The organism is Halobacterium sp. R2-5 (genome assembly GCF_011734195.1).
Lineage (GTDB): Archaea > Halobacteriota > Halobacteria > Halobacteriales > Halobacteriaceae > Halobacterium.
In genome coordinates this window covers 730,375-754,316 of the sequence record NZ_JAANTH010000002.1, presented here as the reverse complement: position 1 = coordinate 754,316, position 23,942 = coordinate 730,375, and the positions used below count along the sequence as shown (strand labels likewise).

The window sequence follows — 23,942 nt, the reverse complement described above, 5'->3', positions numbered from 1 at the left end:
CTCCTCTTACTCCTCGACGACGACTGCGCCCGTCATCCCCTGGCCGCGGTGGGGCGTGCAGACGTACTCGTAGCGGCCCGGGACCTCGAACGTGTGCTCGAAGGAGAAGCCGCGGTCCTCGATGGTGTCGTGGCCCGACCAGTCGGCGTCCTCTGGCTGGCTCGTGACGGCGACGTTGTGGGTCGCGGACAGCCAGACGAACCGCACCGTCGTCCCCGTCGAAACCGTGAGCTCCTCCGGGTCGAAGACGTAGTTGCCGTCCGGGCCGACTTCCACGACTTCGGTCCCCTCCGGGGCGTCCAGCGCTTCGACGTCGTCCTCGCCGTCGCCGCCACCGAGACAGCCGGCGAGCGCCGCCGCCGCGCCGGCGCCGGCGGTCGCGCGCAGCACGTCGCGTCGCGTCCGTCGCGTTCGGTCTCCCATGCCCGGTAGTCGGCGCGTCCCGGGTTTAACTCGCCCGGATTCCGCCCGCGTCGCCGCGTTCCGAGCGCGTCAGAACTGGTAGCGCCGGTCGTCGTCGGGCTGCTGGAACTCCGCGCCGCCCGTCATCTCGTCGAACGTCATCCCGGAGAGGTACTCGTCGTACGTCACGTCGTACGTCGACCGCAGGTGGAAGTCCAGCCGGCCGGACTCCGTCGTCGACTGGAACAGCAGGTGGACCGCGCGCCGCAGCAGCTCGTCGGTGTCCGCGTCGAGGGCGGCGCCCAGCATCGCGAGCTCCTGGCGGCTCTCGCGGTCGAGGAACTCGTAGTCGAGGTCGTCGTACGCCAGCTCCACGTCGGTTTCGAGGTCGTCGAGGCTCATACCCGAGGCGTGTGCTGGCGTCGGCATACGCCTTTTCGTTGCCCCGCGGACTACGCCGCGACGGGCGCGAGCGCGGCCTGCTCCCGCTCGGTGGCCGCCTCGGGCACCGAGACGTTCACCGGCTCGCCGTACTCGGAGACGGTCGTGGTGGCGTCGGCGACCGCGGACTGCCCGCCGACGGTCATCTCCAGGTTCATCTCGACCTGCCGCAGCCGGTGGGTGTCGTTGGCGACGTACATCCGGTAGGTCGCGTCCTCGACTTCGACGGCGTCGAGGCTCCCGGTCCGCTGGGTGACGAGCGATTGGAGCTCCTCGGTCTCGGGCTCGACCGAGAGCACGGTCGTCTCGACCCCGTCGACGGTCGCCGACCCGTTCACGGTGACGTTCGCGGATTGGAGCACGGACCGCTGCTGGCGGATGCCCGAGCTGTCGTTCCACGGCTCCACTTCCGAGAGGTCCTGGGTGCGCCAGACGCCGCCGGCGTTCACGTACGCCGTCGTGCCGTCGATGTACGTCGTCGTCGACCGCCCGGCCGACGTCGCGTCCACGCGCGCCCGCTCGGTGTCGTGGTCGAAGACCGCGTCCTGGGTCATCGTCATCGACTGACCGCCTGCGGAGACGTTCATCCGCATCTCCATCCGGTACGTCTCGGCGTCCGCCATCGCGGCCGCCGCGTCGTCCTGTAGCTGGGCCGCGTCCGGCGTCCCGTCGCCACCCGTCGAGAGACCGGTGCAGCCGGCGGTCACGAGCAGGGCGGTCACGGCCACCGCGTGGAGGACGTTTCGTCGCATTGTCCCGTAGTTTCGCGGACCGGGACTTAACCGCCGCGGGCGTTCTCTGCGGCTGCAACGCGGCGGCTCGAACCAGCACCCCTAAGCGCGCGACCGAACTACGCCCGCCCATGACCGAGGGGGACGGGGAGTACGCGCTCCCCAGCGACGTCGACGCGGTGCGGGACGCGCTCGTCGCGTGGTACGAGGACGGCCACCGCGAGTTCCCGTGGCGGGAGACCACCGACCCGTACGCGATCCTGGTCTCCGAGGTGATGAGCCAGCAGACCCAGCTCTCCCGCGTCGAGGACGCCTTCCACGCGTTCCTCGACCGGTGGCCGACCACCGCGGACCTCGCGGCCGCCGACCGCGCGGACGTCGTCGGGTTCTGGTCGGCGAACAGCCTCGGGTACAACAACCGCGCGAAGTACCTCCACGAGGCCGCCCGGCAGGTCGAGAACGAATATGAGGGCGAGTTCCCGGAGACGCCCGACGAACTCTCGGAGCTGATGGGCGTCGGGCCGTACACCGCCAACGCCGTCGCGTCGTTCGCGTTCAACAACGGCGACGCGGTCGTCGACACGAACGTCAAGCGCGTGCTCTACCGCGCGTTCGACGTGCCGGACGACGACGCGGCCTTCGAGGCGGCCGCGAACGAACTGCTGCCCGACGGCGAGTCCGAAGTCTGGAACAACGCGATCATGGAGTTAGGCGGCGTGGCCTGCGGGAAGTCGCCGGACTGCGACGCCGCCGACTGCCCGTGGCGGGAGTGGTGTGCGGCGTACGCCTCCGGTGACTTCTCCGCGCCGGACGTCCCCGAGCAGTCGACGTTCGAGGGGAGCCGCCGACAGAAGCGCGGCCGCGCGGTCGGCGCGCTCCGCGAGCACGGCGAACTCGAACTCGACGAGCTCGGCCCGCGGGTGCGCGTCGACTACGGCGGCGACACCGGCCGCGAGTGGCTCCGGGACTTACTCGTGGACCTCGCCGACGACGGCCTCGTCGAACTCGAAGACCGCGGCGAGGAGACAGTCGCGCGCCTCGCGACGTGAGGGGCGGAGCGCGTCTCCGACCCGCGCTCGTTTCGAGTGGGGAACGCATAACCGAGCGTCGACTGTACGGTACGCCCAATGGCCGCGCTCCTCGTCCCGCTGCTGCTGCTGATAGCTGGTACCGCCGTCATCTGGAAGGGGAGCGGCTCCTTCGAGCGCGCCGCCGAACGCCTCAGCAAGTACTACGGCCTCCCGGTCGCCGTCCACGGCGCCATCGTCGTCGCGGTCGGGTCGAGCTTCCCGGAGATCAGTTCCATCGTCATCAGCACGGTCGTCCACGGCGAGTTCTCGCTCGGCGTCGGCGCCATCGTCGGGAGCGCCATCTTCAACCTCCTCGTGATTCCGGCGCTGTCGGCGTTCTCCAGCGAGGAGCTGACGACCACGCGGGACATCGTCCACAAGGACGCGCAGTTCTACATCATCTCTATTCTCGTCCTCTTCTTGATGTTCGCGCTCGGCGCGACCTACGTCCCCGGCGGCACGAACCGGGCGGCCATCCTCACGCCGCCGCTCGCGCTCGTCCCGCTGGCCACGTACGGCGTCTACGTCTTCCTCCACCAGCAGGACGCCGCCGAGCACGTCCCGGAGCCCGCGCCCGACGTGAGCGCGCTCCGCGAGTGGGCCGTGCTCGCGGCCGCGCTAGTCGCCATCGCGGTCGGCGTCGAAGCAATCGTGCGCGCCGCGCTCTCGCTGGGCGCGGCATTCGACACCCCGACGTTCCTCTGGGGCGTCACCGTCATCGCCGCCGCGACCAGCCTCCCGGACGCCATCGTCAGCGTCCGCGCCGCGAAGAACGGCGAGAGCGTCACCAGTATCACGAACGTCCTCGGCAGCAACACGTTCAACCTCCTCGTCGCCATCCCGCTCGGCGTCCTCCTCGCGGGCACCGCCACCATCGACTTCCGCGTCGCGGTGCCGACGATGGGGTTCCTGGCGCTCGCGACGCTCGTGTTCGTCGTCACCACTCGGACGCACCTCGAACTCACCGACCGCGAGGCCGTCGGCTTCCTCGCGCTGTACGCCGTCTTCCTCGCGTGGATGATTCTGGAGTCGTTCGGCGCTATCGAGACGATACAAGGGATCTGAGCGCGGTGAGAACGCTCGCAGCCGGCTACCCCTCGTCGTCCTCCCGGACGGTCAGCACGGGCACGTCCGAGGTGCGGACGATGCGCTCGGTGACGCTCCCCAGGAGCGCGCGGTCGAGGCCGCGGCGGCCGTGCGTCCCCATCACCACGACGTCGACGCCCTCGTCCTCGACGTACTGGAGAATCGTCTCGTACGCGCCGCCCTTCAGTACGGCGCCGACCGTCTCGACGTTATGTGCGGACGCCGTCTCGACGACCTCGTCGACGACGTCGCGGCCTTCCTGTTCGAGCGGGTCGACCACCTCGTTCTCGAACGTGACGGTGCTGTACTCCGTGGTGTCCGCGACGTAGAGGACGTGCAGCCGGGCGCCGTAGCGGTCCGCGAGCTCGATGGCGTGGGGTACCGCCGCGTCCGCCGCGTCGCTCCCGTCGGTCGGCAACAAGACGTCGTCGTACATGCGTCGACCTGATGGCGGCCCGCCGGAAGAATGTGCGGGTGGGTTTTTGGCCGCTGGGACCGACTACGGACCCATGAGCGACACGCTCGTCGTCGGCGTCTGCGGGAGCCTCCGGGACGCCAGCGTCTCCCGCATCGCGCTCCGCCGCGCGCTCGACGAGGCCGCCGACCTCGGCGCCGACACCGACCTCGTAGACCTCCGCGAACTCGACCTCCCGGTCTTCGACCCGGACCGCGACGACCCCGGCGACGCAGCCGAACTGACCGCGCGCGTCCGCGCCGCGGACGCCGTCGTGCTCGCCACGCCCATGTACCACGGCAGCTACGCGTCGCCGCTGAAGACCGCCGTCGACTACTGCGGGTTCGACGAGTTCGAGGGCAAGACCGTCGGCCTGCTCGCGGTCGCCGGCGGCAGCTTCCCCATCACGGCGCTCGACCACCTCCGGTCGGTGCTGCGCGCGCTCGACGCGTGGGTGCTCCCGTACCAGGCCGCCGTGCCGAACGCCTCCTCGCGCGTCGAGGGCGGCGAGCTCGCCGACGAGAAGCTCGAACAGCGGGTGGCGACGCTCGGCGAGCGCGTCGTCCGGTACGCGAACATCGAGCCCGAGCCCCACACCTTCGAGAGCGAGCAGAACGAGGGCGCGTGACGGCGCGCGAGATGAGCAAGCGTTTTGCCGCCCGACTGCCCCCGTTCCGAGCATGCACGCGATCACGAACTCCGGGTGGGTGGAGGTCATCACGGGGTCGATGTTCTCCGGGAAGACGGAGGAGCTGCTGCGGCGGCTGCGGCGCGCGGAGATCGCCGGCCAGGAGGTCGCCGCGTTCACGCCCGCCGTCGACGACCGGTACGGCGAGTCGACGCTCGGCTCGCACGCCGGCCGCACGTGGGACGCGAGGGTCGTCGACACCACCGCGGAGGGCGTCTCGAAGATTCCCAGCCACCTCAACGGCGAGGAGGTCGTCGCCGTCGACGAGGCGAACTTCTTCCCCGACGAACTCGTCGAAGTCTGCCAGACCCTCGCGAGCGACGGCCGCCGCGTCGTCGTCTCCGGCACCGACCAGACGTTCCGCGGGGAGCCCTTCGACCCCATCCCGCAGCTGATGGCGGTCGCCGAGTACGTCGAGAAGTTCCGGGCCATCTGCACGCAGTGCGGCGAGCCCGCGACCCGGAACCAGCGGCTCATCGAGGGCGAGCCCGCCCACTACGACGACCCCACAATCATGGTCGGCGCGGAGGAGTCCTACGAGGCGCGCTGCCGGAACTGCCACGTCGTCGAGCGGGGCTGAGATGACCACGTGGGTCGAGCCGGAGGGCGGCCGCGAGCGCGGGCCGGTCGGGCTCGCGAAGTCGTTCACGCAGGTGCTCGTGAACCCGGCGGCGTTCTTCGAGGAAGCCGTCTCGCCCGGCGACCAGGCGCCCGGACTCGTGTTCGCGATGGCCGTCGTCCTCGTCGTGCAGGGAACGCGACTCCTCCTCGACCCGAGCCGCGCGCTGGCGTTCCCCGCGCCGACGTGGCTCGCCGCCGCGCTCACGCTCGCGCTCGCCGTGCTCCTGGTCGCGCCCGCGGCGCTGCACGCGCTTTCCGCGGTCGAGACGCTCGCGCTCGCGGCCGTCGCGCCCGACCGCGGCGGCGTCAGCGAGACCGTCCAGGTGCTCGCGTACGCCAGCGCGCCCTGCGCGTTCGTCGGCGTCTCGATGCCCGCGGTGACGTTCGTCTGCGGGCTGTGGGCGTTCGCGCTGCTCGTCCTCGGTACGCGCATCGTCCACGACACGTCGCTCCCGCGCGCCCTCGCCGCCGCGCTCGTTCCCGGCGTGCTCGCGTACGGCTCCGGCTTCGGCTGGTTCGCCGCGACCGCCGCGGTGTTCCCGCGGACCGCGGACGTCATGCCGTGGGTCGGCCGCGCCGCCGCGGTGCTCGCTGTTTAGTGCGTCGCCCGCGAACCCACTCGCGTGCTCAACATCAACCTCTCTGAGTTCATGGTGGAACTCACGGACGGCGCCATCCAGAACGTCGGTCCCTCGAACAAGACCGCCGAAGCCAAGCTCTTCGACGTCGAGTCCGCCGAGGCCCGCGAGTTCGGCGACAAGCGCGTGAAACTCGTCTTCGAGGACGACGACGGCAACGAAGTGCAGGTCGCGCTGTTCCCCGAGGACGTCCGGGACATCGTCGCCGACGTCGAGGCGCTCGAAGCCGATAGCCCGGTCTTCGAGTGACGGCGGCGACGGCTCACAGCGCGCGCGTTCCGGGCGGCGTTTCGATAATCGTTTACGGCAGCACCCGCTTTCTCGAAGCAAATGGGTACGTGTATCATCTGCGGCTCCTCCACGGACGGCCGTGTCTGTGACACCCACGAGGAGGACGTCGCCTTCGAGTTCCGCGGCAGCTCTCCGGACGAACTGACGCGCGGTCGCTACTACAAGGGAACCATCGACGGCTTCGCCGACTTCGGCGTCTTCGTCGACGTCGGTGACTCCGTCACCGGCCTGCTCCACCGCAGCGAAGTCCCCGGTCGCCTCGAATCCCTCGCGTGGGACGCCGGCGACGAAGTGTACGTCCAGGTCACGGACGTCCACGACAACGACAACGTCGACCTCGGCTGGTCGATTCGACAGGACGACCGCGACTTCCGCGGCCACCTCGTCGACGACCCCGACGCCGACTCGAACGCCGAGCTCCCCGACGACGAGGACAGCGAGACCAGCACCGCCGACGGCGGTACGCCGGTCACGGAGGACGACGCCGAGTTCGAGCGCGGCGACGAGACCGAATCGGCGCCCACAGAACAGGAAACGGAATCCGACAGCGAGCCCGAAACTGCCGAACCCGACGACTCGGACGACGAGCCCGAACTCGCCGACGCGTCCGACACGGAGGACGACGAGGACGTGGAACGCGTCGCCGTCGCGAACCTCGACGACCACGTCGACGAGACGGTCGCCGTCGAGGGTGAACTCGCGAGCGTCCGCCAGACCAGCGGCCCGACGGTGTTCGAGCTCGCCGACGAGACCGGCGCCATCGACTGCGCCGCGTTCGTCGAGGCCGGCGTCCGCGCCTACCCCGACGTCGAAGCCGGCGCGGTCGCCCGCATCGTGGGCGAAGTCGAGCGCCGCCGCGGCGAACTCCAGGTCGAGACCGAGGACCTCGTGGAACTCGACGGCGCGGACGCGCAAGCCGTCGAAGCCCGCATGGAGGACGCGCTCACCGAGCGCGCCACGCCCGAGGACACCGAACTGCTCGCCGACGACGACGCCGTCGAAGCCGTCGTCGACGACCTCGTCGACGCCGCCACCGAGATTCGGCGCGCCGTCGTCGAAGCCCGCCCGGTCATCGTCCGCCACACCGCGACCGTCGAGGGCTACGTCGCCGGTACCGCCATCGAGCGCGCACTTCTGCCGCTCATCCGCGGCGAGCACGCTCGCGAGGACGCCGAGTACCACTACGTCGACCGCCGCCCGCTCGACGACGCCTTCTACACCATCGACGACGCCACCGGCGACGTCACCAGCATGCTCGAAGCCGCCGAGCGCCACGACGAGAAACACCCGCTGTTCGTGCTCGTCGGCGCCGGCTCCACCAGCGAGTCCACGGACGCCATCGACCTCCTGGACATCTACGACGCCGACACGGTCGCCATCGACGGCGGCTACACCGACGACGCCGCGGGCGCCGACGTACTCGTCAGCCCGACGGTCGCCGGCGAGCCGCCCGTGAACACGGGCGCGCTCGGCTCCCAGCTCGCCGCGCTCGTCAACGGCGACGTCCGCGAAGACCTCTACCACCTGCCCGCGGTCGCCTACTGGGCGGACACGCCGGGAGCGTACGCGGACCTCGCGTCGCAGACCGACTACAGCGCGGACACGCTCGCCGACCTCCGGGACGCCATCGCGCTGGAGGCGTTCTACCAGTCCTACGAGGACAAGCGCGAGCTCATCTCGGACCTGCTCTGGGGGGAAGCCGACGACTCGCTCATCGAGCACGTCTCCGAGCAGTTCCGCGAACGCCTCGACACCGAGCTCGCGACGGCCGAACCCCACCTCGAAGTCCGCGGGCAGGACGGCGTCGCGTTCGAGACGCTGGACGTCGACGCGTACACCCACCAGTACGACTTCCCGCCGGTCGACCTGCTGCTCGACGCGCTCTACCGGCGCCGCGACCGCGCGGACGTGCTCGTCGGCGTGAGCGGCGACGAGATCCGCGTCCGCAGCGACGGCGCGGTCGACGTGCGCGCGGCCGGCGAGACGGTCGCCGACGAGCTCCCGGACGCCGGCGTCGAGCCGCGGGGCGCCCGCGACGGCCGCATCGAGTTCCTCTCCGGCGAGCAGGAAGCGGTCGTCGACGCCGTCGTCGACGCCATCGCCGACCAGCTCGCGTAACGCAACGACACGCTTTTTCGCGCTCGGGGGCTTCTACGGAGTAATGAGCGCGGACGCCGATTCCGCATTCGAGGCCGCCTGCGAGGAGCTCGTCGAACGCATCCTCGAGGGGGACGTCGACGAGGACGACGTCGAGAGCGCGAAGCTCGAGGTGTGCTCGGAGCACTCCGCGTCGAAGGTGCCCAAGCACTCCGACCTGCTGGACTTCGCGCCGGAGGACCGCCGCGAGGACCTCGAAGACGTCCTCCAGCGCAAGCCCGTGCGGACCGCGTCGGGCGTGACGCCGGTCGCCATCATGACGAGCCCGCACATGTGCCCGCACGGCAAGTGCCTGTACTGTCCGGGCGGCCCCGCCAGCGAGTTCTCGTCGAGTCAGTCGTACACGGGCCACGAGCCCGCGGCCGCTCGCGGCGTGCAGAACGACTACGACCCGTACGGCCAGGTGACGCTGCGGCTCCACCAGCTCCGGGAGATCGGCCATCCGATCGACAAGGTCGAGCTCATCGTGATGGGCGGGACGATGACCGCGCGCAGCCACGACTACCAGGAGTGGTTCGCGAAGCGCGCGCTCGAAGCCCTCAACGACTTCGACCCCGAGCAGGAACCCAATCCCTCCGATACGGAGTCGTTCGCGCAAGACCCCGAGGAGTACGAGTTCTCCTACCTCGAAGACGTCATCGCGGAGAACGAGCACGGCGACATCCGGAACATCGGGACGACGTTCGAGACGAAGCCCGACTGGTGTGACCCCGAGCAGGTGAGTCGGATGCTCGACCTCGGCGGCACCAAGGTGGAGGTGGGCGTCCAGACGACCTACGAGCGCATCAACCGCGAGATGCACCGCGGGCACGGCGTGCAGGCGTCCATCGACGCGAACCGTCGGCTGCGGGACGCCGCGTTCAAGGTCGGCTTCCACATGATGCCGGGCCAGCCGGGCATGAGCAAGGAGATGTGCCTGGAGGACTTCCGGCGGCTGTTCGAGGACGAGAACTGGAAGCCGGACTACCTCAAGATCTACCCGACGCTCGTCGTCCGCGACACCGTCACGTACGACATGTGGCGCAACGAGGAGTTCGAGCCGCTGCGAAACGAGGAGGCCGCGGAGCTCGTCGCGGAAATCATGGACATGATTCCGCGGTACACGCGCCTCCAGCGCGTCCAGCGGGACATCCCCGCGGACCACATCGACGCGGGTGTCTGGAAGTCGAACCTCCGCCAGCTCGCCTGGGAGAAGATGGACGAACACGGCTACACCTGCGAGTGCATCCGCTGCCGGGAGGCCGGGATGAACGACGAGGACCCGGAGAACGTCGAACTCGACGTCACGACGTACGACGCCGCGGGCGGCACGGAGCACTTCATCAGCTTCGAGGACTTCGAGAAGGACCTCCTCGTCGGCTTCGCACGCCTGCGCTTCCCGAACGACCCGGTCCGGGACGAACTGGAGGACGCGGCGCTGCTCCGCGAGCTCCACGTCTACGGCGGCGAAGTCGGCGTCGGCGACGACACGGCTGACGGCCAGCACCAGCACCAGGGCTACGGCCAGCGCCTCATGGAGCGCGCCGAGGAGATGGCCGCCGACGCTGGCTTCGGGAAGCTTAGCGTCATCTCGGGAATCGGCGCGCGCCAGTACTACAAGCAGAAACTGGGTTACCGGCAGGACGGCCCGTACGTCAGCAAGCGGCTGTGAGCGTTCGGTCGCCAAGCGGTTCGAAGTCCTCGTGAGCGAAGCGAACGACGGCACGCGAGAGCTTGCTCTCGCGGCGGACCCGAGACGACGGATTCACCGCGAGCGAACGGGGTGAGCGAGCGGGCCGACGAACGACCGGAGGGAGTAAGGAGTGCTTTTGGCCGAGCTTTTGCCGAGTGAGGCGCACTGCGCCGAACGCAGCGCAAAAGGTCGTCGTGGCATCGGCGCGCGCCAGTACTACAAGCAGAAACTGGGATACCGGCAGGACGGCCCGTACGTCAGCAAGCGGCTGTAAGGGGCCCACAGGCGGCTCGTTCTCGCGGGGCGGTCGCCGCACTCAGCGTACCGATTGCTCGGATCGGAGCGCCCCGCGACGGAATTCAGGTCACGCGCGGGGTTGGTCCCGTTCTACTACTTGAACTTACGCGGCCGGCACGAACATTCGCGCGAGCGGAGCGAGCGCGATTCACTCCGCGACCGAGCGTAGCGAGGGAGCGGAGGCCGACGACCGAACGGAGCGCCGCAGGCGCGGAGTGAAGGAGGAGTGCTTTTTCACCAAGTTTTTGCCGAGTGGGGCGCCTCCGGCGCCCCACGCAGAGCAAAAAGTGGTTACAGGAGGCCGCCCGGCGTGGCGCCGTCGGCGACCGAGTGAGGAACGGTCAGCGGGGTGACGCTGATCTCGTTGTCGACGCAGGCGTGGCGGTCGGTGCCGGCGGGGTCGGGGACGTCGCGGTCGAGGAACTGATCCCAGAAGCGGTCTTCGACGTTGACGCCGTTCTCGGTGACGGTGGCCTGGAGCTCGTACTCTTCGGTGGGACGGGTGACGCGTTTGACGGGGTTGTCGGCGTACTCAGTGGCGGGGGCGTTGACAGAGAGGTAGTCGGCGGTGGGGAGGACGTCGCCGGCGACGAAGTCGGGGAGGATGTCGGCGGCGGCGTCGGCGGGGACGTGGAACTGGTCGTACGTGGGCTCCCAGTCGCCGGCGGGGTCGAACTCCCAGTCGTACATGGAGACGGCGATCGCGGGGAGGCCGAGGAAGGAGGCTTCCATGGCGGCGCCGACGGTGCCGGAGCGCGCGAGGATGTGCGCGCCGAGGTTCGGGCCGTCGTTGCAGCCGGAAACGACGATGTCTGGCGTGAAGTCGAGGGCGGCGACGGCGACGCCGACGCAGTCGGCGGGGGTGCCGTGGACGGCGTAGCCGTCGTCGCGTTCCTCGTAGTCGAGGGTCTCGAACGTCCGGGTCTGGCCGGTGCCGGACTGTTCGTCGGCGGGCGCGACGACGGTGACGTCGTGCCCGTCGTCGGCGAGGCGGTCGCGGAGCGCGCGGATGCCGGGGGCGTCGATGCCGTCGTCGTTGGTGAGCAGCACGGACAGCGACTCGGTCATTGGGGGCGGTACTGGCTCGCGGCGTGTAGCCGTTCCGGTCTCGGCGACGGCGGGGCGTCAACGCCCGGGTTTAAGCCGGCGGCTCCCGAGGAAGCGAGTATGCTGGAGTCGTGGTTCCTGCGGGTAGCGGGCAGCGACCCCGTGATGCAGGCGCTCGTCGCGGGGTTCGTCATCGCGGGCTTGAACCTGTTCGGGGCGCTGCTCGTGGTCGTCTGGCGTGACCCCTCTCAGCGCTCGCTGGACGGCGCGCTGGGGTTCGCGGCGGGGGTGATGCTCGCGGCGAGTTTCACGAGCCTCATCCTACCGGGCATCGAGCTCGGCGGCCAGAACGGCCTCGTCGAGGTCATCGTGGGCATCGCGCTGGGCGTGGCGCTGCTGGACCGCGCGGACCGCTGGGTGCCTCACGTGCACGTGCTCATCACGGGCCGGGAGCGCAGCGACCAGACGGTCTCGCAGGCGGATTTGGCGCCGCTGCTGCTGTTCATCGTCGCCATCACCATCCACAACATGCCGGAGGGGCTGGCGGTCGGCGTCGGGTTCGGGAGCGGGAACGTCGGCGAGGGGCTGTCGCTGATGCTCGCCATCGGGATGCAGAACATCCCGGAGGGGCTGGCGGTCTCGGTCGCCGCGGTGAACGCGGGGTTCGACCGTAAGACGTACGCCGCGCTCACGGGGGTTCGCGCGGGGCTCGTGGAGATTCCGATGGTGCTGCTGGGCGCGTGGGCGGTCTCGGTGTCGGGCGCGATTCTGCCGTACGCGATGGGGTTCGCGGCGGGCGGGATGCTGTTCGTCATCAGCGACGAGATCGTTCCGGAGACCCACGCGAACGGCCACGAGCGCGCCGCCACGCTCGGCCTGATGCTCGGCGTGGTCGTGATGCTGTACCTCGACGTGAGTCTGGCGTGACACGTCAGGTCGCTGCCTGCCGCATCACGTGCAACGAGGTCGGGATGCTGGCCGCGACGACTCCGAGCGCGCCGCCCACGATGGGTTCGACGCCGACCGACGGCCCGAGCAGGTAGCCGGCGACGAACCCGAGCGGGTCGAACACCGCCGCCAGCACGATACTCTGTTTCTCGAACGACAGCGCGTCGAACTTCCGCGCGAGCTTGCTCATCGGTGCTGGTCGGTTGCTCGACGGGGGAGATAACACCAGGGCGCGCTCGCAGGGTCGGAGAATCCACCGCCGCGCGCGTCGTAACGTGGCCTCCCTGCGGTCGGCCCCGCGGCTCGCGCATCGCTTCGCTCCGCGTTCGCGTCTGGTGGTCCGGCTTCGCCGCACCACCCATACCGTAAGGCAGAGGGGTTCCCCCCGTCAAGAACGGGAGCATGGACCAGAAGCGGGAGCTGACGAGCGTCGACCTCGTCGCCCTCACTGCCGAACTCAACGGCTACCAGGGGGCGAAAGTCGACAAGGCCTACCTCTACGGCGACGACCTCCTCCGCCTGAAGATGCGGGACTTCGACCGCGGCCGCGTGGAACTACTGATAGAGGTCGGGGAGACGAAGCGCGCGCACGTCGCGGCGCCCGAGCACGTGCCGGCGGCGCCGGGCCGCCCCCCGAACTTCGCGAAGATGCTGCGGAACCGCCTCTCGGGCGCGGACTTCCACGAGGTGCGCCAGCACGGCTTCGACCGGATTCTGGAGTTCGAGTTCCGCCGCGAGGACCAGGACACCACCATCGTCGCGGAGCTGTTCGGGGACGGCAACATCGCCGTCGTCGACCAGAACGGCGAGGTCGTGGACTCCCTGGACACCGTCCGCCTGCAGTCCCGGACGGTCGCGCCGGGCTCCCAGTACGGCTTCCCGAGCGCGCGCGTCAACCCCCTCGAACTGGACTACGAGGGGTTCGCGGCGAAGATGCGCGAATCTGACACCGACCTCGTGCGCACGCTCGCCACCCAGCTGAACTTCGGCGGGCTGTACGGCGAAGAGCTCTGCACGCGGGCGGGCGTCGAGAAGACGAAGGATATCGACGACGCCACCGAGGAGGAGTTCCGCGCGCTCTACGACGCCAGCGAACGGCTGCTGGACGCGATCCAGTCCGGCGACCTCGACCCGCGCGTCTACTTCGAGCCGGGTGAGGGCGAGAACGAGGACGGGAAGGCGGCGCGCGGGCAGCGCGTGGACGTGACGCCGCTCGCGCTCGACGAGCGCTCGGACCTCCCGTCGGACGCGTTCGACCGGTTCAACGACGCCCTCGACGACTACTTCACGAACCTCGACACGACCGAGGAGGAGGAGAGCGGGGAGACCACCCAGAAGCCGGACTTCGAGCAGGAGATTCAGAAGCACGAGCACATCATCAAACAGCAGGAGCAGGCCATCGAGGACTTCGCCGAGCAGGCCGACGCCGAACGCGAGAAGGCCGAACTGCTGTACGCGAACTACGACCTCGTCGACGACCTCCTCTCGACGGTGCGTGACGCCCGCGAGGCGGGTCACGGCTGGCAGGAGATCGCGGAGACGTTCCGCGAGGCCGCCGGCGACGTCACCGGCGCGGACGCGTTCGCGGGCGTGAACGAGTCCGAGGGAACGGTGCGCGTCGAAATCGACGACCACACCATCGAGCTCGACCCGGAAGCGGGCGTCGAGAAGAACGCCGACGAGCACTACAAGGAGGCCAAGCGCATCGAGGAGAAACAGGAGGGCGCCCGCGCGGCCATCGAGAACACCCGGGAGGACCTCGAAGCCGCCAAACAGCGCCGCGACGAGTGGGAGGACGAGCCCGCCGAACCCGACGACGAGGAGGAAGCGAAAGACGTCGACTGGCTCTCCCGCTCGTCGATTCCGATTCGCAAGCAGGAGCAGTGGTACGAGCGGTTCCGCTGGTTCCGCACGTCGGACGGTTTCCTCGTCATCGGCGGCCGGGACGCCGACCAGAACGAGGAGCTCGTGAAGAACTACATGGACCGCTACGACCGGTTCTTCCACTCCTCGGCCCACGGCGGCCCGGTTACCGTGCTGAAGACCTCGGCGCCGAGCGAACCGTCGAAGGACATCGAAGTGCCCGAGAAGAGCAAGCGGCAGGCCGCACAGTTCGCGGTCTGCTGTTCCTCGGTCTGGAAGGACGGCCGCGGCGCCGGTGACGCCTACATGGTGTCGCCCGACCAGGTGTCGAAGACGCCCGAGAGCGGCGAGTACCTGGAGAAGGGCGGGTTCGCGATTCGCGGCGACCGCACGTACTTCCGGGACCTCGCCGCGGAGTGGGGCGTCGGCGTCACCTGCGAGCCGCACACGCGCGTCCTCGGCGGCCCAATCGACGCCGTCCGCGAGGACGTCGAGACGATGGTGGAACTGGAGCCCGGGCGGTACGCGCAGGGCGACGCCGCCAAGCGCATCTACCGCGAACTCCGCGAGCGCTTCGCCGACGAGTCGTTCGTCCGGAAGGTCGCCAGCCCCGACGAGATTCAGAAGTACATGCCGCCGGGCGGCAGCCGTATTCGGGACTAGGAGTCGTTGTTTTCGGGGAGTGCTTTGTCTCTGCGTGAGGCAGTGGGAACGCCCAGAAAGCCCCGGCGCGCTCGCGTCCGCTCGCTCGCTGCGCGCCTCACTTCGTTCGGTGCTTGCGTCGCGAGCGAACAAGTGAACGCGAGCGCGTCGCCCCTTTCAGTCCACCCGATCCGGTTGGTCAGTCAGTACTGGGCGGGACTGAAAGGGGCTGCTCGCTCGGCGAACCCGGCCGACGGTGAGCCGAACGCAGTGAGGCGAACGTCGGGAGAGCTTGCTCTCCCGGAACAAGCACCGCAGGAATGAGCACAGCGAGTGACGGGACGCGCAGCGAGCGCACCGAATCTACAGCCTCGGGGCTTTCGAGAAACCATCGTCAACGACCGACGCACACACTCGTACGAGCACGAGACCTAACCCGAACACCTACCCGACGAACCACCGAGAGCCTAGCCGTGATACTGGTCGTGTGCGGGCCGCCCGCGGCGGGGAAGACGACGGTGGCGCTGGGGCTGGAGCGACGACTGGAAGCCCATGGGCTTGACTTCCGCGTGGTTCACACGGACGACCTGTCGTCGCCGCGTTACGAGCGGCTGTTCGAGCGCGTAGCGGACGCGCCCGACGCGAACTGGCTGCTCGACGGGACGTTCTACGAGTCGAAGTACCAACAGCGAATCCGGGAGTTCCCGGACGTGTACGTGATTCTGGTGACCGCCGACCGGGACACCTGCATCCGCCGGAACCACGAGCGAGAGGGTGTATCGGAACGCGCGGTGAAGGTGATCTACGACGAGTTCGACCGGCCGGACGCCGACTTCGTCGTGGACACGGACGTTCTCCGTATGGAGGAGGCGGTGGACCTCGCGTACGAACGCGTTCGGGAGTGGCTCGCGGAGAGCGCTTAGCCCGTGAGTTCGTCGAGCGCGTCGAGGTAGTCCTCGCGGGGAATCTGGTAGGCGCCGCGGTGGTCGACGCCGCCCGCGGCGAAGCGCTCCGCGAGGTCGACCGCGCCCGTTTCTGCGGCCTCCCGGGAGTCGAATCGGGCGTCGGCGTCCTTCACGCGCACCTCGGGTTCGAGGCGGAGGAAGACGAACCAGCCCGAGGACTGGGAGTTCGCGCGGCGCTTGCGCTGCGTGGGCGGGCGCGGCGTGACGCGAATCGTCGGGAGACAGGCGGCCGGGTACTGCTGGGTGTCGAAGACGTCGGGCCGGTAGACGAGAATCGCGCCGCCCTCGTCGTCGTTCCACACCCGCCAGCCGTCGGGGAGGTCGTCGAACGCGCTCATGGGCGTGCTTGCCCGGGAGCGCCGTAAGGTCTGCCGGTTCGGTGCGACCCAGCACGGTTCCGCTACCCGTCTGCGGGTGAAAGTGGAGCGGCGTCAGACGGAGCGCCGTCGCTGTGATTGCGGGCGTGAAGCGTTTGTTTTCGAGTCTTTCTGGTCTAGCTATCGAGAGTTTCACTTTCACTCCGCACCGGGATTCGGCTTATCCATCGCGTCGCCGAGGGCGCTCACACGACTCGCGCACCGGACGCCCCGGGCCTCGACTCGGGGTGACGCGACGCGTCTCCAAGCCCCGCGGCGAGTACAGCCGGGAGACGCGTGGTCGCCGCGCTGCTGTCGTTCTGACCGCGCCCCGCCGCGGACGGTCGCAGCGCCGGGCCCGGCAGTCGTCGAGACCACCGAAACGTTCACGGAAACATACATAGAAAGCTCTAGATATGGCAACCTATGGCGCACTTTCGGTGGTACCGCCAGTGCTAGCCATCGTCGCGGCCATCGTGTCACGGCGCGCGATACCGGGACTGCTCGTGGGGGTGTGGGCGGGCGCGATAATCTACACGGGCGGGCACGGCCTCGGGACGACGTTCGACTGGATCATCGCGTCCATCGCGACGGAGTTCCACGTGTCCATCCTCGTGTTCACGTTCCTGCTGGGCGCCGGCGTCGGGTTCATCTGGCGGCTCGGCGGGTCGTTCGCCGTCCGCGACTGGGCCGCCTCGCGGCTGGAGAACCGGCGGCAGGCCGGCGTCGCGGCGTGGGTTCTCGGGATGCTGGTGTTCTTCAACGACTACGCGAACACCGCCATCGTCGGGACGGCGATGCGCGACGTCACCGACAGCCACGACATCAGCCGCGAGAAGCTCTCCTACGTCGTCGACTCGACGGCCGCGCCCGTCGCGACGTTCATGTTCTCGGACTGGATCGCGTTCCAGGTGTCGATGATAGAGGAGGGGTACAGCGCCGCCGGCATCTCCGAGACGGCGCCCGCGGCGTTCGTGACGTTCCTGCGCTCGATCCCGTTCAACTTCTACTGCCTGCTGGCCGTCCTGATGGTCGGCATCATCGTCATCTCGGGGCGGGACTTCGGCGAGATGAAGACCGCCGAGGCGCGCGCGAGTTCGACCGGGAAGGTGCTGCGCGACGACGCCCAGCCGATGCAGGACATCGAGGGCGACCTCGGCAAACCCGAGACGACGAAGCCGATGGTGCGGTCGTTCGTCGTCCCGATCGTCATGCTGGTCGCGGTCACGCTCGTCGGCGTCTACTGGACCGGGAGAGCGGGCGGCGACCTCGTGGGCGTGCTCGGCGCCGCGAACTGGGCGCTGTCGCTGGTCTGGGGCGCGGCCGGGATGGTCCTCTCGGCGGGGTACTTCGGGCTCCGCCACGGCATCCTCTCGTTCGGCGAGAGCGTCGAGACGTTCGTCGACGGGATGAAGATCATGATGACCGCGAACACGATTCTCGTACTCGCGTGGTCTATCGGCACCGTGACCACGGAACTGGGCACCGGCCAGTACGTCACGTCCGTCGCGGAGGGGCTCGTGACGCCGGGACTGCTGTTGGTCGTGGTCGCGGTCGCCGCCGGGTTCACGTCGTTCACCACCGGGACGTCGTGGGGGACGATGGGAATCATCACCCCCATCGCGGTGCCGCTGGCGGTCGAGGTCTCCGGCATGGGCGCGCTCGGCCCCGTCATCGGCGCGGTGTTCTCCGGAGCCATCTTCGGCGACCACTGCTCGCCGATCAGCGACACGACCGTGCTGTCCTCGACGTTCACGGGCGCCGACCACATCGACCACGTCCGCACCCAGATTTACTACGCCGCGACGGCGTTCGTGGTCGCCATCGCGCTGTTCCTCGTCTGGGGGTACCTCTCCGTGACGCCGTACCTCCTGCTGCCGGCCGGCGTGATCCTGCTCGGCGGCCTCGTGTACGTGTTCTCGGAGTTCGATATCACCGGCCCGGGCGCCCCGCAGCCCAGCGACTGACTCCGGGTCCGGACCGCGTCACGGATGGAGAACGCGTTCAGGTGTCGGCGAGCGACGTGACGGCGTCGGCGGTGTCCTCCTCGTCGCCGAGCCACTCCTCGGCCCACTCCTCGATGGCGTCGAACACCGGGAACAGCGACTCGCCCTTCGCGGTCAGCGAGTAGTACGTCGCCACCGGGGACTCCTCTTCGAGGCGCCGGTTGACGAACCCCATCTCCTGGAGGTCGTCGAGCACGCGGGAGAGCGTCCGCGAGCTGGCGTCCGTCGAGCGCTTCAGCTCGTTGAAGCGCTTCTCTCCCTCCTGGAGGTCGTGGAGCACGATGAGCCGCCACTGGGAGCCGATCTGCTCCAGCGAGTCGATGACGCTGCAGGCCTCCTCGCTGTATCGCTCGTCTGCCATGCGAGCACGTAGGCAGCCCCCACGCATAGTGGTTCCGGCTGGAATCAGGTATCACAGTGAAACTGCGCTCTCGGTGACGCGTCCGTCACCGGATGGCTCCGAGGTTAGCTGAACGGTTTACGTGTGGGTGGAGTACGTGGCCGCATGAGCGACGCCGACCCCCACGCCGGACAGCCAGTCGAGCACCGCGGCCCCTCCCTCGCGGACGCCGAGCGGGCCGTAATTTTGCTGCACGGCCGCGGCGCGCGAGCGCAGGGAATGCTCGGGTTCGCCGACGACCTCCCGAGCGAGGGCACCGCGTTCGTCGCGCCGCAGGCCGCCCGCGCGACCTGGTACCCGAACAGCTTCCTCGAACCAACCGAGGAGAACGAACCGTGGCTGAGCTCCGCGCTCGGCCTCGTGAGCGACGTCTTCGCGGACGTCACCGAGCACGTGCCCGCCGACCGCGTCGCCCTCCTCGGGTTCTCGCAGGGGTCGTGTCTCGGCAGCGAGTTCGTCGCGCGCAACCCCCAGCGCTTCGGCGGGTTCGTCGCGTTCTCCGGCGGCCTGCACGGCCCCGAGGGGACGACCCATGACTACGACGGCGACCTCGACGAGACCCCCGTCTTCCTCGGGTGCAGCGACCGCGACCCCCACATCCCCGAGGAGCGCGTCCACGAGACCCGCGACGTCTTCGAGTCGATGAACGCGGACGTCACCGAGCGCATCTACGAGGGCATGGGCCACACCGTCAACGAGGACGAGCTCGAACACGCCGCCGACATCCTCGGGAGCCTCTGAGCCGCGACGACCTGTACGTTTACCCGCCGTCGGTGCCTACGTGCTGGTATGAGTGACAGCTCCGAAGCCGGCGGCGCGAACGCCCGAGACGTCCCGGAGAGCGAGGCGGAGTGGCGCGAGCGGCTCAGCGACGAGGAGTACGAAGTCCTCCGCGAGGCCGGCACCGAGCGGCCCTACTCGGGCGAGCACGTCGACCGCGACGACGACGGCACGTACCGGTGTGCGGGCTGCGGCGAGGTGCTGTTCGACGCGGACACGAAGTTCGACGCGCACTGCGGGTGGCCGAGCTTCTGGGACGCCGCCGACAGCGACGCAGTCGAGCGCCGGCCCGACCACAGCCGCGGGATGGAGCGCACGGAGGTCGTCTGCGCGACCTGCGGCGGCCACCTCGGCCACGTCTTCGAGGACGGCCCGGAGCCTACGGGAGAGCGCTTCTGCATCAACTCGGTCGCGCTCGACTTCGAGCCCGAGGGCTAGAAGCAGTACGAGAACGGGTAGGTGAGCGCGACGCGGTCGCCGTCCTCCAGTTCGGTGGAGAACCCGTCGAGGAGTTCGTTGAAGCGGCCGTTGACGAGCACGCGAGCGTACGCCCGGGTGCGCTCGCCCTCGGGGTTGCGCTCCCAGCGGCCGGGCGGGTCCCCGGGGTAGTTCGCCCACGTCGCCGCGGTCTCCTCTTCCTCGGTCTCCGCGAGCAGCATCTCTTCGAGGCCGTACTCGTCGAAGAACGCGTCGAGGAACTCCCCGAGGGTGTCGCCCTCGAAGGTGAACTCCATGCTGTGCGTGCCGAGTTCGCGGCGGACGTGCCCGGTCGCGCGGACCTCCACCGTGGTCTCGGCGCGCTGTCCGTCGGCCTCCTCGCGGTCCTGGACGCTCATACCGGTAGTTCGGCGCCCGCACGCCTAAACACCGCCCCGAACGTGTTCGCCTCGAGTTGGGGGAAAACGTCTATCCCGCTGCCCGACGACGTGCCGACGATGGACGAGGACAGCGAGTTCGCGCTCGAATCCCGGCTCACGAACCACGGCTGCTACCTCCGGGAGGTCGCCGTCGACGACGACGGCTACCACCTCACCTACCAGTCCGCCGCCGCCGACGCGAACGGCGAGATTCCCCACCAGCAGGTCGGGGACGTCGTCAACGACTTCCGGAAACTGTTCGACCGACGCGACTGGCCCGTGCGCAGCGTCGAAGCCACGGTGACGGACCTCGACGACGACCCGCTCGGGAGCTGGCGGGCCGAAGAAGCGTGGTTCGTCGCGCTCGCTGACGGCGACCTCACCGAAGTCGAGTTCTCCCGGCGACTGATCGACAGCCTCGAAACCGTCGACCGCTAGCCGCCCGCGCGCATCGCCTTCTGCGAGAAGTCCTCGATCAGCTGCTCGAACGCCGCGTCGCCGAAGTCGTCGTCGGCCTCGAAGTCCACGGTGACCTCCGTGAGTTCGAGACTCGGGCCGATTGCGACCTTCTCCGCGGAGAGCTCCGCGCGCCAGCCGTCGCCCTCCACGGTGTCGTCGTCGACGACGGTGCCGCCGAGGCTCTCCAGGTAGTTCCGCGCGAGGCGCACGGAGATGCCGCGGAACTCTTTGCGGCGCCTCATCGGCGGCCGCCCGCGACCGGCGGGAAGATGCTGAGGCTGTCGCCGTCCGCGAGCTCTGTCTCCATCCCGTCGAGGTGGAGCACCTCGCGCCCGCTCTTCAGCACGTTGATGTGCGGACGGAGCCCGCCGTTCTCCACGAGCTGGCCGTCGAGGCCGTCGTACTCGGCTTCGAGTTCGCGGAGCACGTCCCCGACCGTCGTCCCGTCGTCGTACTCGCGCTCGACGACCTTCGTGCCGACGGCCTGCCGGAACGTCGCGAAGAAGCGCAGTTCGACGTTCATGCGTTCCCGAACCTGATTCCGTCCTCGACGAGGCGCTGGTTCCGCTCGCGGTCCAGCGCCGCGCCGAGCTCGTCGTGGTCGTAGAGCTGAGCGATCAGTTCGGCGTAGAGGTTCCGCCACGAGATCGCGTAGATCGGGGATTGCCCCCACGCGCGGAGCTCCGGGACGAACTCGTCGAAGCGCTCCAGGCGCGACTCCAAGCGCTCGACGGCGTCGACGACGTACGAGACCGCTTCCTCCTCGGAGTCGGCCGACTCGATGGCGTCGTTGAGCCGGCGCTCCCAGCCCGCGACCGCCTGCTGCATGTCCTTGCGCGTGTCCTCGCTGTCGGCGGGCAGCGCGTCGAGAATCGGTTCCGGGACGCCGAGTGACACCGTCTCCATGGTGGCACGTGGCGTGGCGACGAGCATAAAGCTCCCGCCGCCGGAACCCCGAGACGGAGCGGGGCCGAGCGGCAGTCGGCCCCGGTACAGCGACCCCGGAAGAATCCCGATTGTAACCGAAATAAGTTACGTCGACGTGGGAATCACTATCGGGGAACAGTCCGTATGTAACGATAGAACACAACTTATGACTGACCTAGGTGGATTCCGAGACAACGTCGCGCGCGTAGACCTCGGCGCGGGCGACGTCGACTACGAGAGCATCGACGACGAGGACGCGCGCAAGTACATCGGCGCGCGCGGCCTCGGCGTGAAGTACGTCTTCGAGAACGGCCCGGACGTCGAGCCGCTCTCCGAGGAGAACCTCCTCGCGTTCATGACCGGCCCGCTGACGGGCACGCAGACGCCGATGAGCGGCCGCATCGCGGTCGTGACGAAGTCCCCGCTGACGGACACCGTCACTGACTCCCACCACGGGGGGTGGAGCGGTGCGCGCCTCAAGTGGGCGGGCTTCGACGGCCTCCTGTTCGAGGGGAAAGCAGACGAGCCCGTCTACGCGGTCGTCGAGGACGGCGAACTCGAACTCCGGGACGCCAGCCACCTCTGGGGGGAGGGCATCCACGACACCATCGACACCCTCGAGGAGGAAGTCGAGGGCGCGTACGGCAAGAACCTCTCCGCGATGGCCATCGGGCCGGGCGGCGAGAACGAGGTCCGGTACGGCTGCATCATCAACGAGGACGACCGCGCCTCCGGCCGGGGCGGCACGGGCGCCGTCATGGGGTCGAAGAACCTCAAAGCGGTCGTCGTCAAATCCTCCACGGAGATGCCCAAGCCCGCCGACCGCGAGACGTTCATGAACGGCCACAAGGCCGCGATGCAGGCGATCCAGGAGTCCGACGTCACCGCACCCAACGAGGGCGGGCTCTCCGTCTACGGGACGAACGTCCTGATGAACCTCACCGAGGAGATGGAGGGCCTCCCCACCCGGAACGGCCGCTTCACCTCCACGAGCACCGAGGCGGAAGCGGAGCCCGACGAGCCGAACATCGACTCCGAGAAGGTCTCCGGGGAGAACGTCGAGGAGAACATCCTCGTCGACGACCCGACGTGTCACTCCTGCCCGGTCGCCTGCAAGAAGGAAGTCGAAGTCGACGTCCACCACAAGGGCCAGGACCTCAACGTCCGCATGGAGTCCTACGAGTACGAGCCCGCGTGGGCGCTCGGGCCGAACTCCATGAACGACGACCGCGACATGATCGCGGTCATGATGGACCGGTGTAACGACATCGGCATCGACAGCATCGAGACCGGGAACATGCTCGCGTTCGCGATGGAAGCCACCGAGAAGGGCTACGTCGACGACGACGCCGGCATCGACTGGGGTGACATCGACGCGATGACCGAGATGATCGAGAAGATCGGCGAGCGCGACGGCGACCTCGCGGACACGCTCGCGGAGGGCCAGAAGCGCGCCGCAGGGGCACTCGACGCTCAGGACTGCCGCCTCGACGTCAAGGGCCAGGCCATCGCGGCGTACGACCCGCGCGGCCTCAAAGGCATGGGCATCGGGTACGCCACCTCGAACCGCGGCGGCTGCCACCTCCGCGGGTACACGCCCGCAGCCGAGATTCTCGGCATCCCGGAGAAGGTCGACCCGACCGACTGGGAGGGCAAGGGCGAGCTCACCGCGACCTTCCAGGACCTCCACGCCATCTCGGACTCCTTCGACATCTGCAAGTTCAACGCGTTCGCGGAGGGCGTCGACGAGTACATCGACCAGTACAACGGCATGACCGGCCGCTCGGTCGACGAGGACGAGCTCCTGGAAGCCGGCGAGCGCATCTACAACCTCGAACGCTACTACAACAACCTCGCGGGCTTCGACGGCGACGACGACACCCTCCCGGACCGCTTCGTGGAGGGCGCCGAGGACGCGGTACCCGCGGGCGGCGGCATCGAGGGCGAGCTCTGCGAGCTCGACGCGATGAAAGACGAGTACTACCAGGACCGCGGCTGGGTCGACGGCGTCGTCCCCGACGAGAAGCTCGACGAGCTCGGCATCGACCTCGGTCCCGGCACCGGCGTCTCCGCGAGCGGCGCGGCGTCCGCCGACGACTGATCGGACTCGAAACCCGTTTTTTCGCGCGCGCCTTACCCCGGTG

28 protein-coding genes are annotated in these 23,942 nt (G+C 69.1%); 16 read left to right on the top strand and 12 right to left on the bottom strand.

Annotated elements, in window-relative coordinates:
* Positions 1-6: 6 nt before the first annotated feature.
* The 3 genes from G9C83_RS12645 to G9C83_RS12635 all read right to left on the bottom strand — a co-directional run bounded on the left by G9C83_RS12645 (position 7) and on the right by G9C83_RS12635 (position 1,595).
* Positions 7-423: a plastocyanin/azurin family copper-binding protein gene (locus G9C83_RS12645; protein ID WP_167246495.1), complete on the bottom strand. Its 417-nt coding sequence runs from the start codon at positions 421-423 to the stop codon at positions 7-9.
* A gap of 69 nt (positions 424-492) precedes the next feature.
* Positions 493-804, bottom strand: coding sequence for a hypothetical protein (locus tag G9C83_RS12640; RefSeq protein WP_167246494.1), 312 nt, complete (start codon positions 802-804; stop codon positions 493-495).
* 50 nt (positions 805-854) lie between these two features.
* Positions 855-1,595 (bottom strand): DUF6612 family protein, encoded by a 741-nt coding sequence (locus G9C83_RS12635; protein WP_167246493.1) that lies wholly within the window; start codon positions 1,593-1,595, stop codon positions 855-857.
* A 110-nt stretch (positions 1,596-1,705) separates the two neighbouring features.
* Between G9C83_RS12635 and G9C83_RS12630 the strand changes: the two genes are divergently transcribed.
* Both G9C83_RS12630 and G9C83_RS12625 read left to right on the top strand, forming a co-directional pair.
* Positions 1,706-2,623: an A/G-specific adenine glycosylase gene (locus G9C83_RS12630; RefSeq protein ID WP_167246492.1), complete on the top strand. Its 918-nt coding sequence runs from the start codon at positions 1,706-1,708 to the stop codon at positions 2,621-2,623.
* Between the two features lie 78 nt (positions 2,624-2,701).
* Positions 2,702-3,709, top strand: a complete 1,008-nt coding sequence (locus tag G9C83_RS12625) for a sodium:calcium antiporter (RefSeq protein ID WP_167246491.1) — start codon at positions 2,702-2,704, stop codon at positions 3,707-3,709.
* Positions 3,710-3,734: 25 nt separating this feature from the next.
* Here the strand turns inward: G9C83_RS12625 and G9C83_RS12620 are convergent, their stop codons facing one another.
* The gene (locus G9C83_RS12620; protein WP_167246490.1) at positions 3,735-4,166 is read right to left on the bottom strand and encodes a universal stress protein; all 432 of its coding nucleotides are present in this window, start codon (positions 4,164-4,166) and stop codon (positions 3,735-3,737) included.
* Positions 4,167-4,239: 73 nt separating this feature from the next.
* Between G9C83_RS12620 and G9C83_RS12615 the strand changes: the two genes are divergently transcribed.
* The 6 genes from G9C83_RS12615 (at position 4,240) to G9C83_RS12590 (ending at position 10,230) form a co-directional block, all read left to right on the top strand.
* A complete protein-coding gene (locus G9C83_RS12615; protein ID WP_167246489.1) occupies positions 4,240-4,812 on the top strand; it encodes an NAD(P)H-dependent oxidoreductase in 573 nt (190 codons plus the stop codon).
* A 52-nt stretch (positions 4,813-4,864) separates the two neighbouring features.
* Positions 4,865-5,452, top strand: coding sequence for a thymidine kinase (locus G9C83_RS12610; RefSeq protein WP_167246488.1), 588 nt, complete (start codon positions 4,865-4,867; stop codon positions 5,450-5,452).
* Position 5,453: 1 nt separating this feature from the next.
* Complete coding sequence (locus G9C83_RS12605) at positions 5,454-6,092, top strand: YIP1 family protein (protein ID WP_167246487.1); 639 nt, start codon at positions 5,454-5,456, stop codon at positions 6,090-6,092.
* Between the two features lie 24 nt (positions 6,093-6,116).
* Entirely contained in the window at positions 6,117-6,380 is a 264-nt protein-coding gene (locus tag G9C83_RS12600; protein ID WP_167246486.1) for a hypothetical protein, read from the top strand.
* An 81-nt stretch (positions 6,381-6,461) separates the two neighbouring features.
* Complete coding sequence (locus tag G9C83_RS12595; RefSeq protein ID WP_167246485.1) at positions 6,462-8,540, top strand: OB-fold nucleic acid binding domain-containing protein; 2,079 nt, start codon at positions 6,462-6,464, stop codon at positions 8,538-8,540.
* Between the two features lie 43 nt (positions 8,541-8,583).
* Positions 8,584-10,230 carry a tRNA uridine(34) 5-carboxymethylaminomethyl modification radical SAM/GNAT enzyme Elp3 gene (locus G9C83_RS12590; RefSeq protein ID WP_167246484.1) on the top strand — a complete coding sequence of 549 codons (1,647 nt, stop codon included), beginning with the start codon at positions 8,584-8,586 and terminating at the stop codon, positions 10,228-10,230.
* Positions 10,231-10,839: 609 nt separating this feature from the next.
* On the opposite strand, the gene surE is transcribed toward G9C83_RS12590, so the two are convergent.
* A complete protein-coding gene (surE, locus tag G9C83_RS12585) occupies positions 10,840-11,616 on the bottom strand; it encodes a 5'/3'-nucleotidase SurE (RefSeq protein ID WP_167246483.1) in 777 nt (258 codons plus the stop codon).
* A 99-nt stretch (positions 11,617-11,715) separates the two neighbouring features.
* Between surE and G9C83_RS12580 the strand changes: the two genes are divergently transcribed.
* Positions 11,716-12,522 carry a ZIP family metal transporter gene (locus G9C83_RS12580; RefSeq protein ID WP_167246482.1) on the top strand — a complete coding sequence of 269 codons (807 nt, stop codon included), beginning with the start codon at positions 11,716-11,718 and terminating at the stop codon, positions 12,520-12,522.
* A 4-nt stretch (positions 12,523-12,526) separates the two neighbouring features.
* Here the strand turns inward: G9C83_RS12580 and G9C83_RS12575 are convergent, their stop codons facing one another.
* Positions 12,527-12,733, bottom strand: coding sequence for a hypothetical protein (locus G9C83_RS12575; protein WP_167246481.1), 207 nt, complete (start codon positions 12,731-12,733; stop codon positions 12,527-12,529).
* A 212-nt stretch (positions 12,734-12,945) separates the two neighbouring features.
* Here G9C83_RS12575 and rqcH point away from each other — a divergent pair, with 212 nt between their 5' ends.
* A complete protein-coding gene (gene rqcH, locus G9C83_RS12570) occupies positions 12,946-15,069 on the top strand; it encodes a ribosome rescue protein RqcH (protein WP_167246480.1) in 2,124 nt (707 codons plus the stop codon).
* A gap of 452 nt (positions 15,070-15,521) precedes the next feature.
* Positions 15,522-15,971 (top strand): AAA family ATPase, encoded by a 450-nt coding sequence (locus G9C83_RS12565; protein ID WP_167246479.1) that lies wholly within the window; start codon positions 15,522-15,524, stop codon positions 15,969-15,971.
* Here G9C83_RS12565 and G9C83_RS12560 read toward each other — a convergent pair.
* The gene (locus G9C83_RS12560; protein ID WP_167246478.1) at positions 15,968-16,351 is read right to left on the bottom strand and encodes a DUF5820 family protein; all 384 of its coding nucleotides are present in this window, start codon (positions 16,349-16,351) and stop codon (positions 15,968-15,970) included. The genes G9C83_RS12565 and G9C83_RS12560 overlap by 4 nt on opposite strands.
* A gap of 470 nt (positions 16,352-16,821) precedes the next feature.
* On the opposite strand from G9C83_RS12560, the gene G9C83_RS12555 reads away from it, so the two are divergent.
* Positions 16,822-18,336, top strand: a complete 1,515-nt coding sequence (locus G9C83_RS12555; protein ID WP_167246477.1) for a Na+/H+ antiporter NhaC family protein — start codon at positions 16,822-16,824, stop codon at positions 18,334-18,336.
* A gap of 37 nt (positions 18,337-18,373) precedes the next feature.
* On the opposite strand, the gene G9C83_RS12550 is transcribed toward G9C83_RS12555, so the two are convergent.
* On the bottom strand, positions 18,374-18,736 hold the full coding sequence (locus G9C83_RS12550) for a helix-turn-helix domain-containing protein (RefSeq protein ID WP_167246476.1): 363 nt from the start codon (positions 18,734-18,736) through the stop codon (positions 18,374-18,376).
* 144 nt (positions 18,737-18,880) lie between these two features.
* On the opposite strand from G9C83_RS12550, the gene G9C83_RS12545 reads away from it, so the two are divergent.
* Together G9C83_RS12545 and msrB are read left to right on the top strand one after the other, a co-directional pair.
* On the top strand, positions 18,881-19,516 hold the full coding sequence (locus G9C83_RS12545) for a dienelactone hydrolase family protein (protein WP_167246475.1): 636 nt from the start codon (positions 18,881-18,883) through the stop codon (positions 19,514-19,516).
* Between the two features lie 48 nt (positions 19,517-19,564).
* On the top strand, positions 19,565-19,993 hold the full coding sequence (msrB, locus tag G9C83_RS12540) for a peptide-methionine (R)-S-oxide reductase MsrB (protein WP_167246474.1): 429 nt from the start codon (positions 19,565-19,567) through the stop codon (positions 19,991-19,993).
* Here the strand turns inward: msrB and G9C83_RS12535 are convergent.
* On the bottom strand, positions 19,990-20,391 hold the full coding sequence (locus G9C83_RS12535) for a MoaD/ThiS family protein (RefSeq protein WP_167246473.1): 402 nt from the start codon (positions 20,389-20,391) through the stop codon (positions 19,990-19,992). The genes msrB and G9C83_RS12535 overlap by 4 nt on opposite strands.
* 99 nt (positions 20,392-20,490) lie before the next feature.
* On the opposite strand from G9C83_RS12535, the gene G9C83_RS12530 reads away from it, so the two are divergent.
* Positions 20,491-20,850 carry a hypothetical protein gene (locus G9C83_RS12530; protein ID WP_167246472.1) on the top strand — a complete coding sequence of 120 codons (360 nt, stop codon included), beginning with the start codon at positions 20,491-20,493 and terminating at the stop codon, positions 20,848-20,850.
* Here G9C83_RS12530 and G9C83_RS12525 read toward each other — a convergent pair.
* The 3 genes from G9C83_RS12525 to G9C83_RS12515 are packed head-to-tail and all read right to left on the bottom strand — an operon-like array spanning position 20,847 to position 21,777.
* Complete coding sequence (locus G9C83_RS12525) at positions 20,847-21,113, bottom strand: hypothetical protein (protein ID WP_167246471.1); 267 nt, start codon at positions 21,111-21,113, stop codon at positions 20,847-20,849. The two genes, G9C83_RS12530 and G9C83_RS12525, sit on opposite strands and share 4 nt — an antisense overlap.
* Entirely contained in the window at positions 21,110-21,394 is a 285-nt protein-coding gene (locus G9C83_RS12520) for a ubiquitin-like small modifier protein 1 (RefSeq protein ID WP_167246470.1), read from the bottom strand. Before G9C83_RS12520 ends, G9C83_RS12525 begins: the two co-directional genes overlap by 4 nt.
* A complete protein-coding gene (locus tag G9C83_RS12515) occupies positions 21,391-21,777 on the bottom strand; it encodes a hypothetical protein (RefSeq protein ID WP_167246469.1) in 387 nt (128 codons plus the stop codon). Before G9C83_RS12515 ends, G9C83_RS12520 begins: the two co-directional genes overlap by 4 nt.
* Before the next feature lie 187 nt (positions 21,778-21,964).
* On the opposite strand from G9C83_RS12515, the gene G9C83_RS12510 reads away from it, so the two are divergent.
* A complete protein-coding gene (locus G9C83_RS12510; RefSeq protein WP_167246468.1) occupies positions 21,965-23,899 on the top strand; it encodes an aldehyde ferredoxin oxidoreductase family protein in 1,935 nt (644 codons plus the stop codon).
* Positions 23,900-23,942 lie beyond the last annotated feature (43 nt).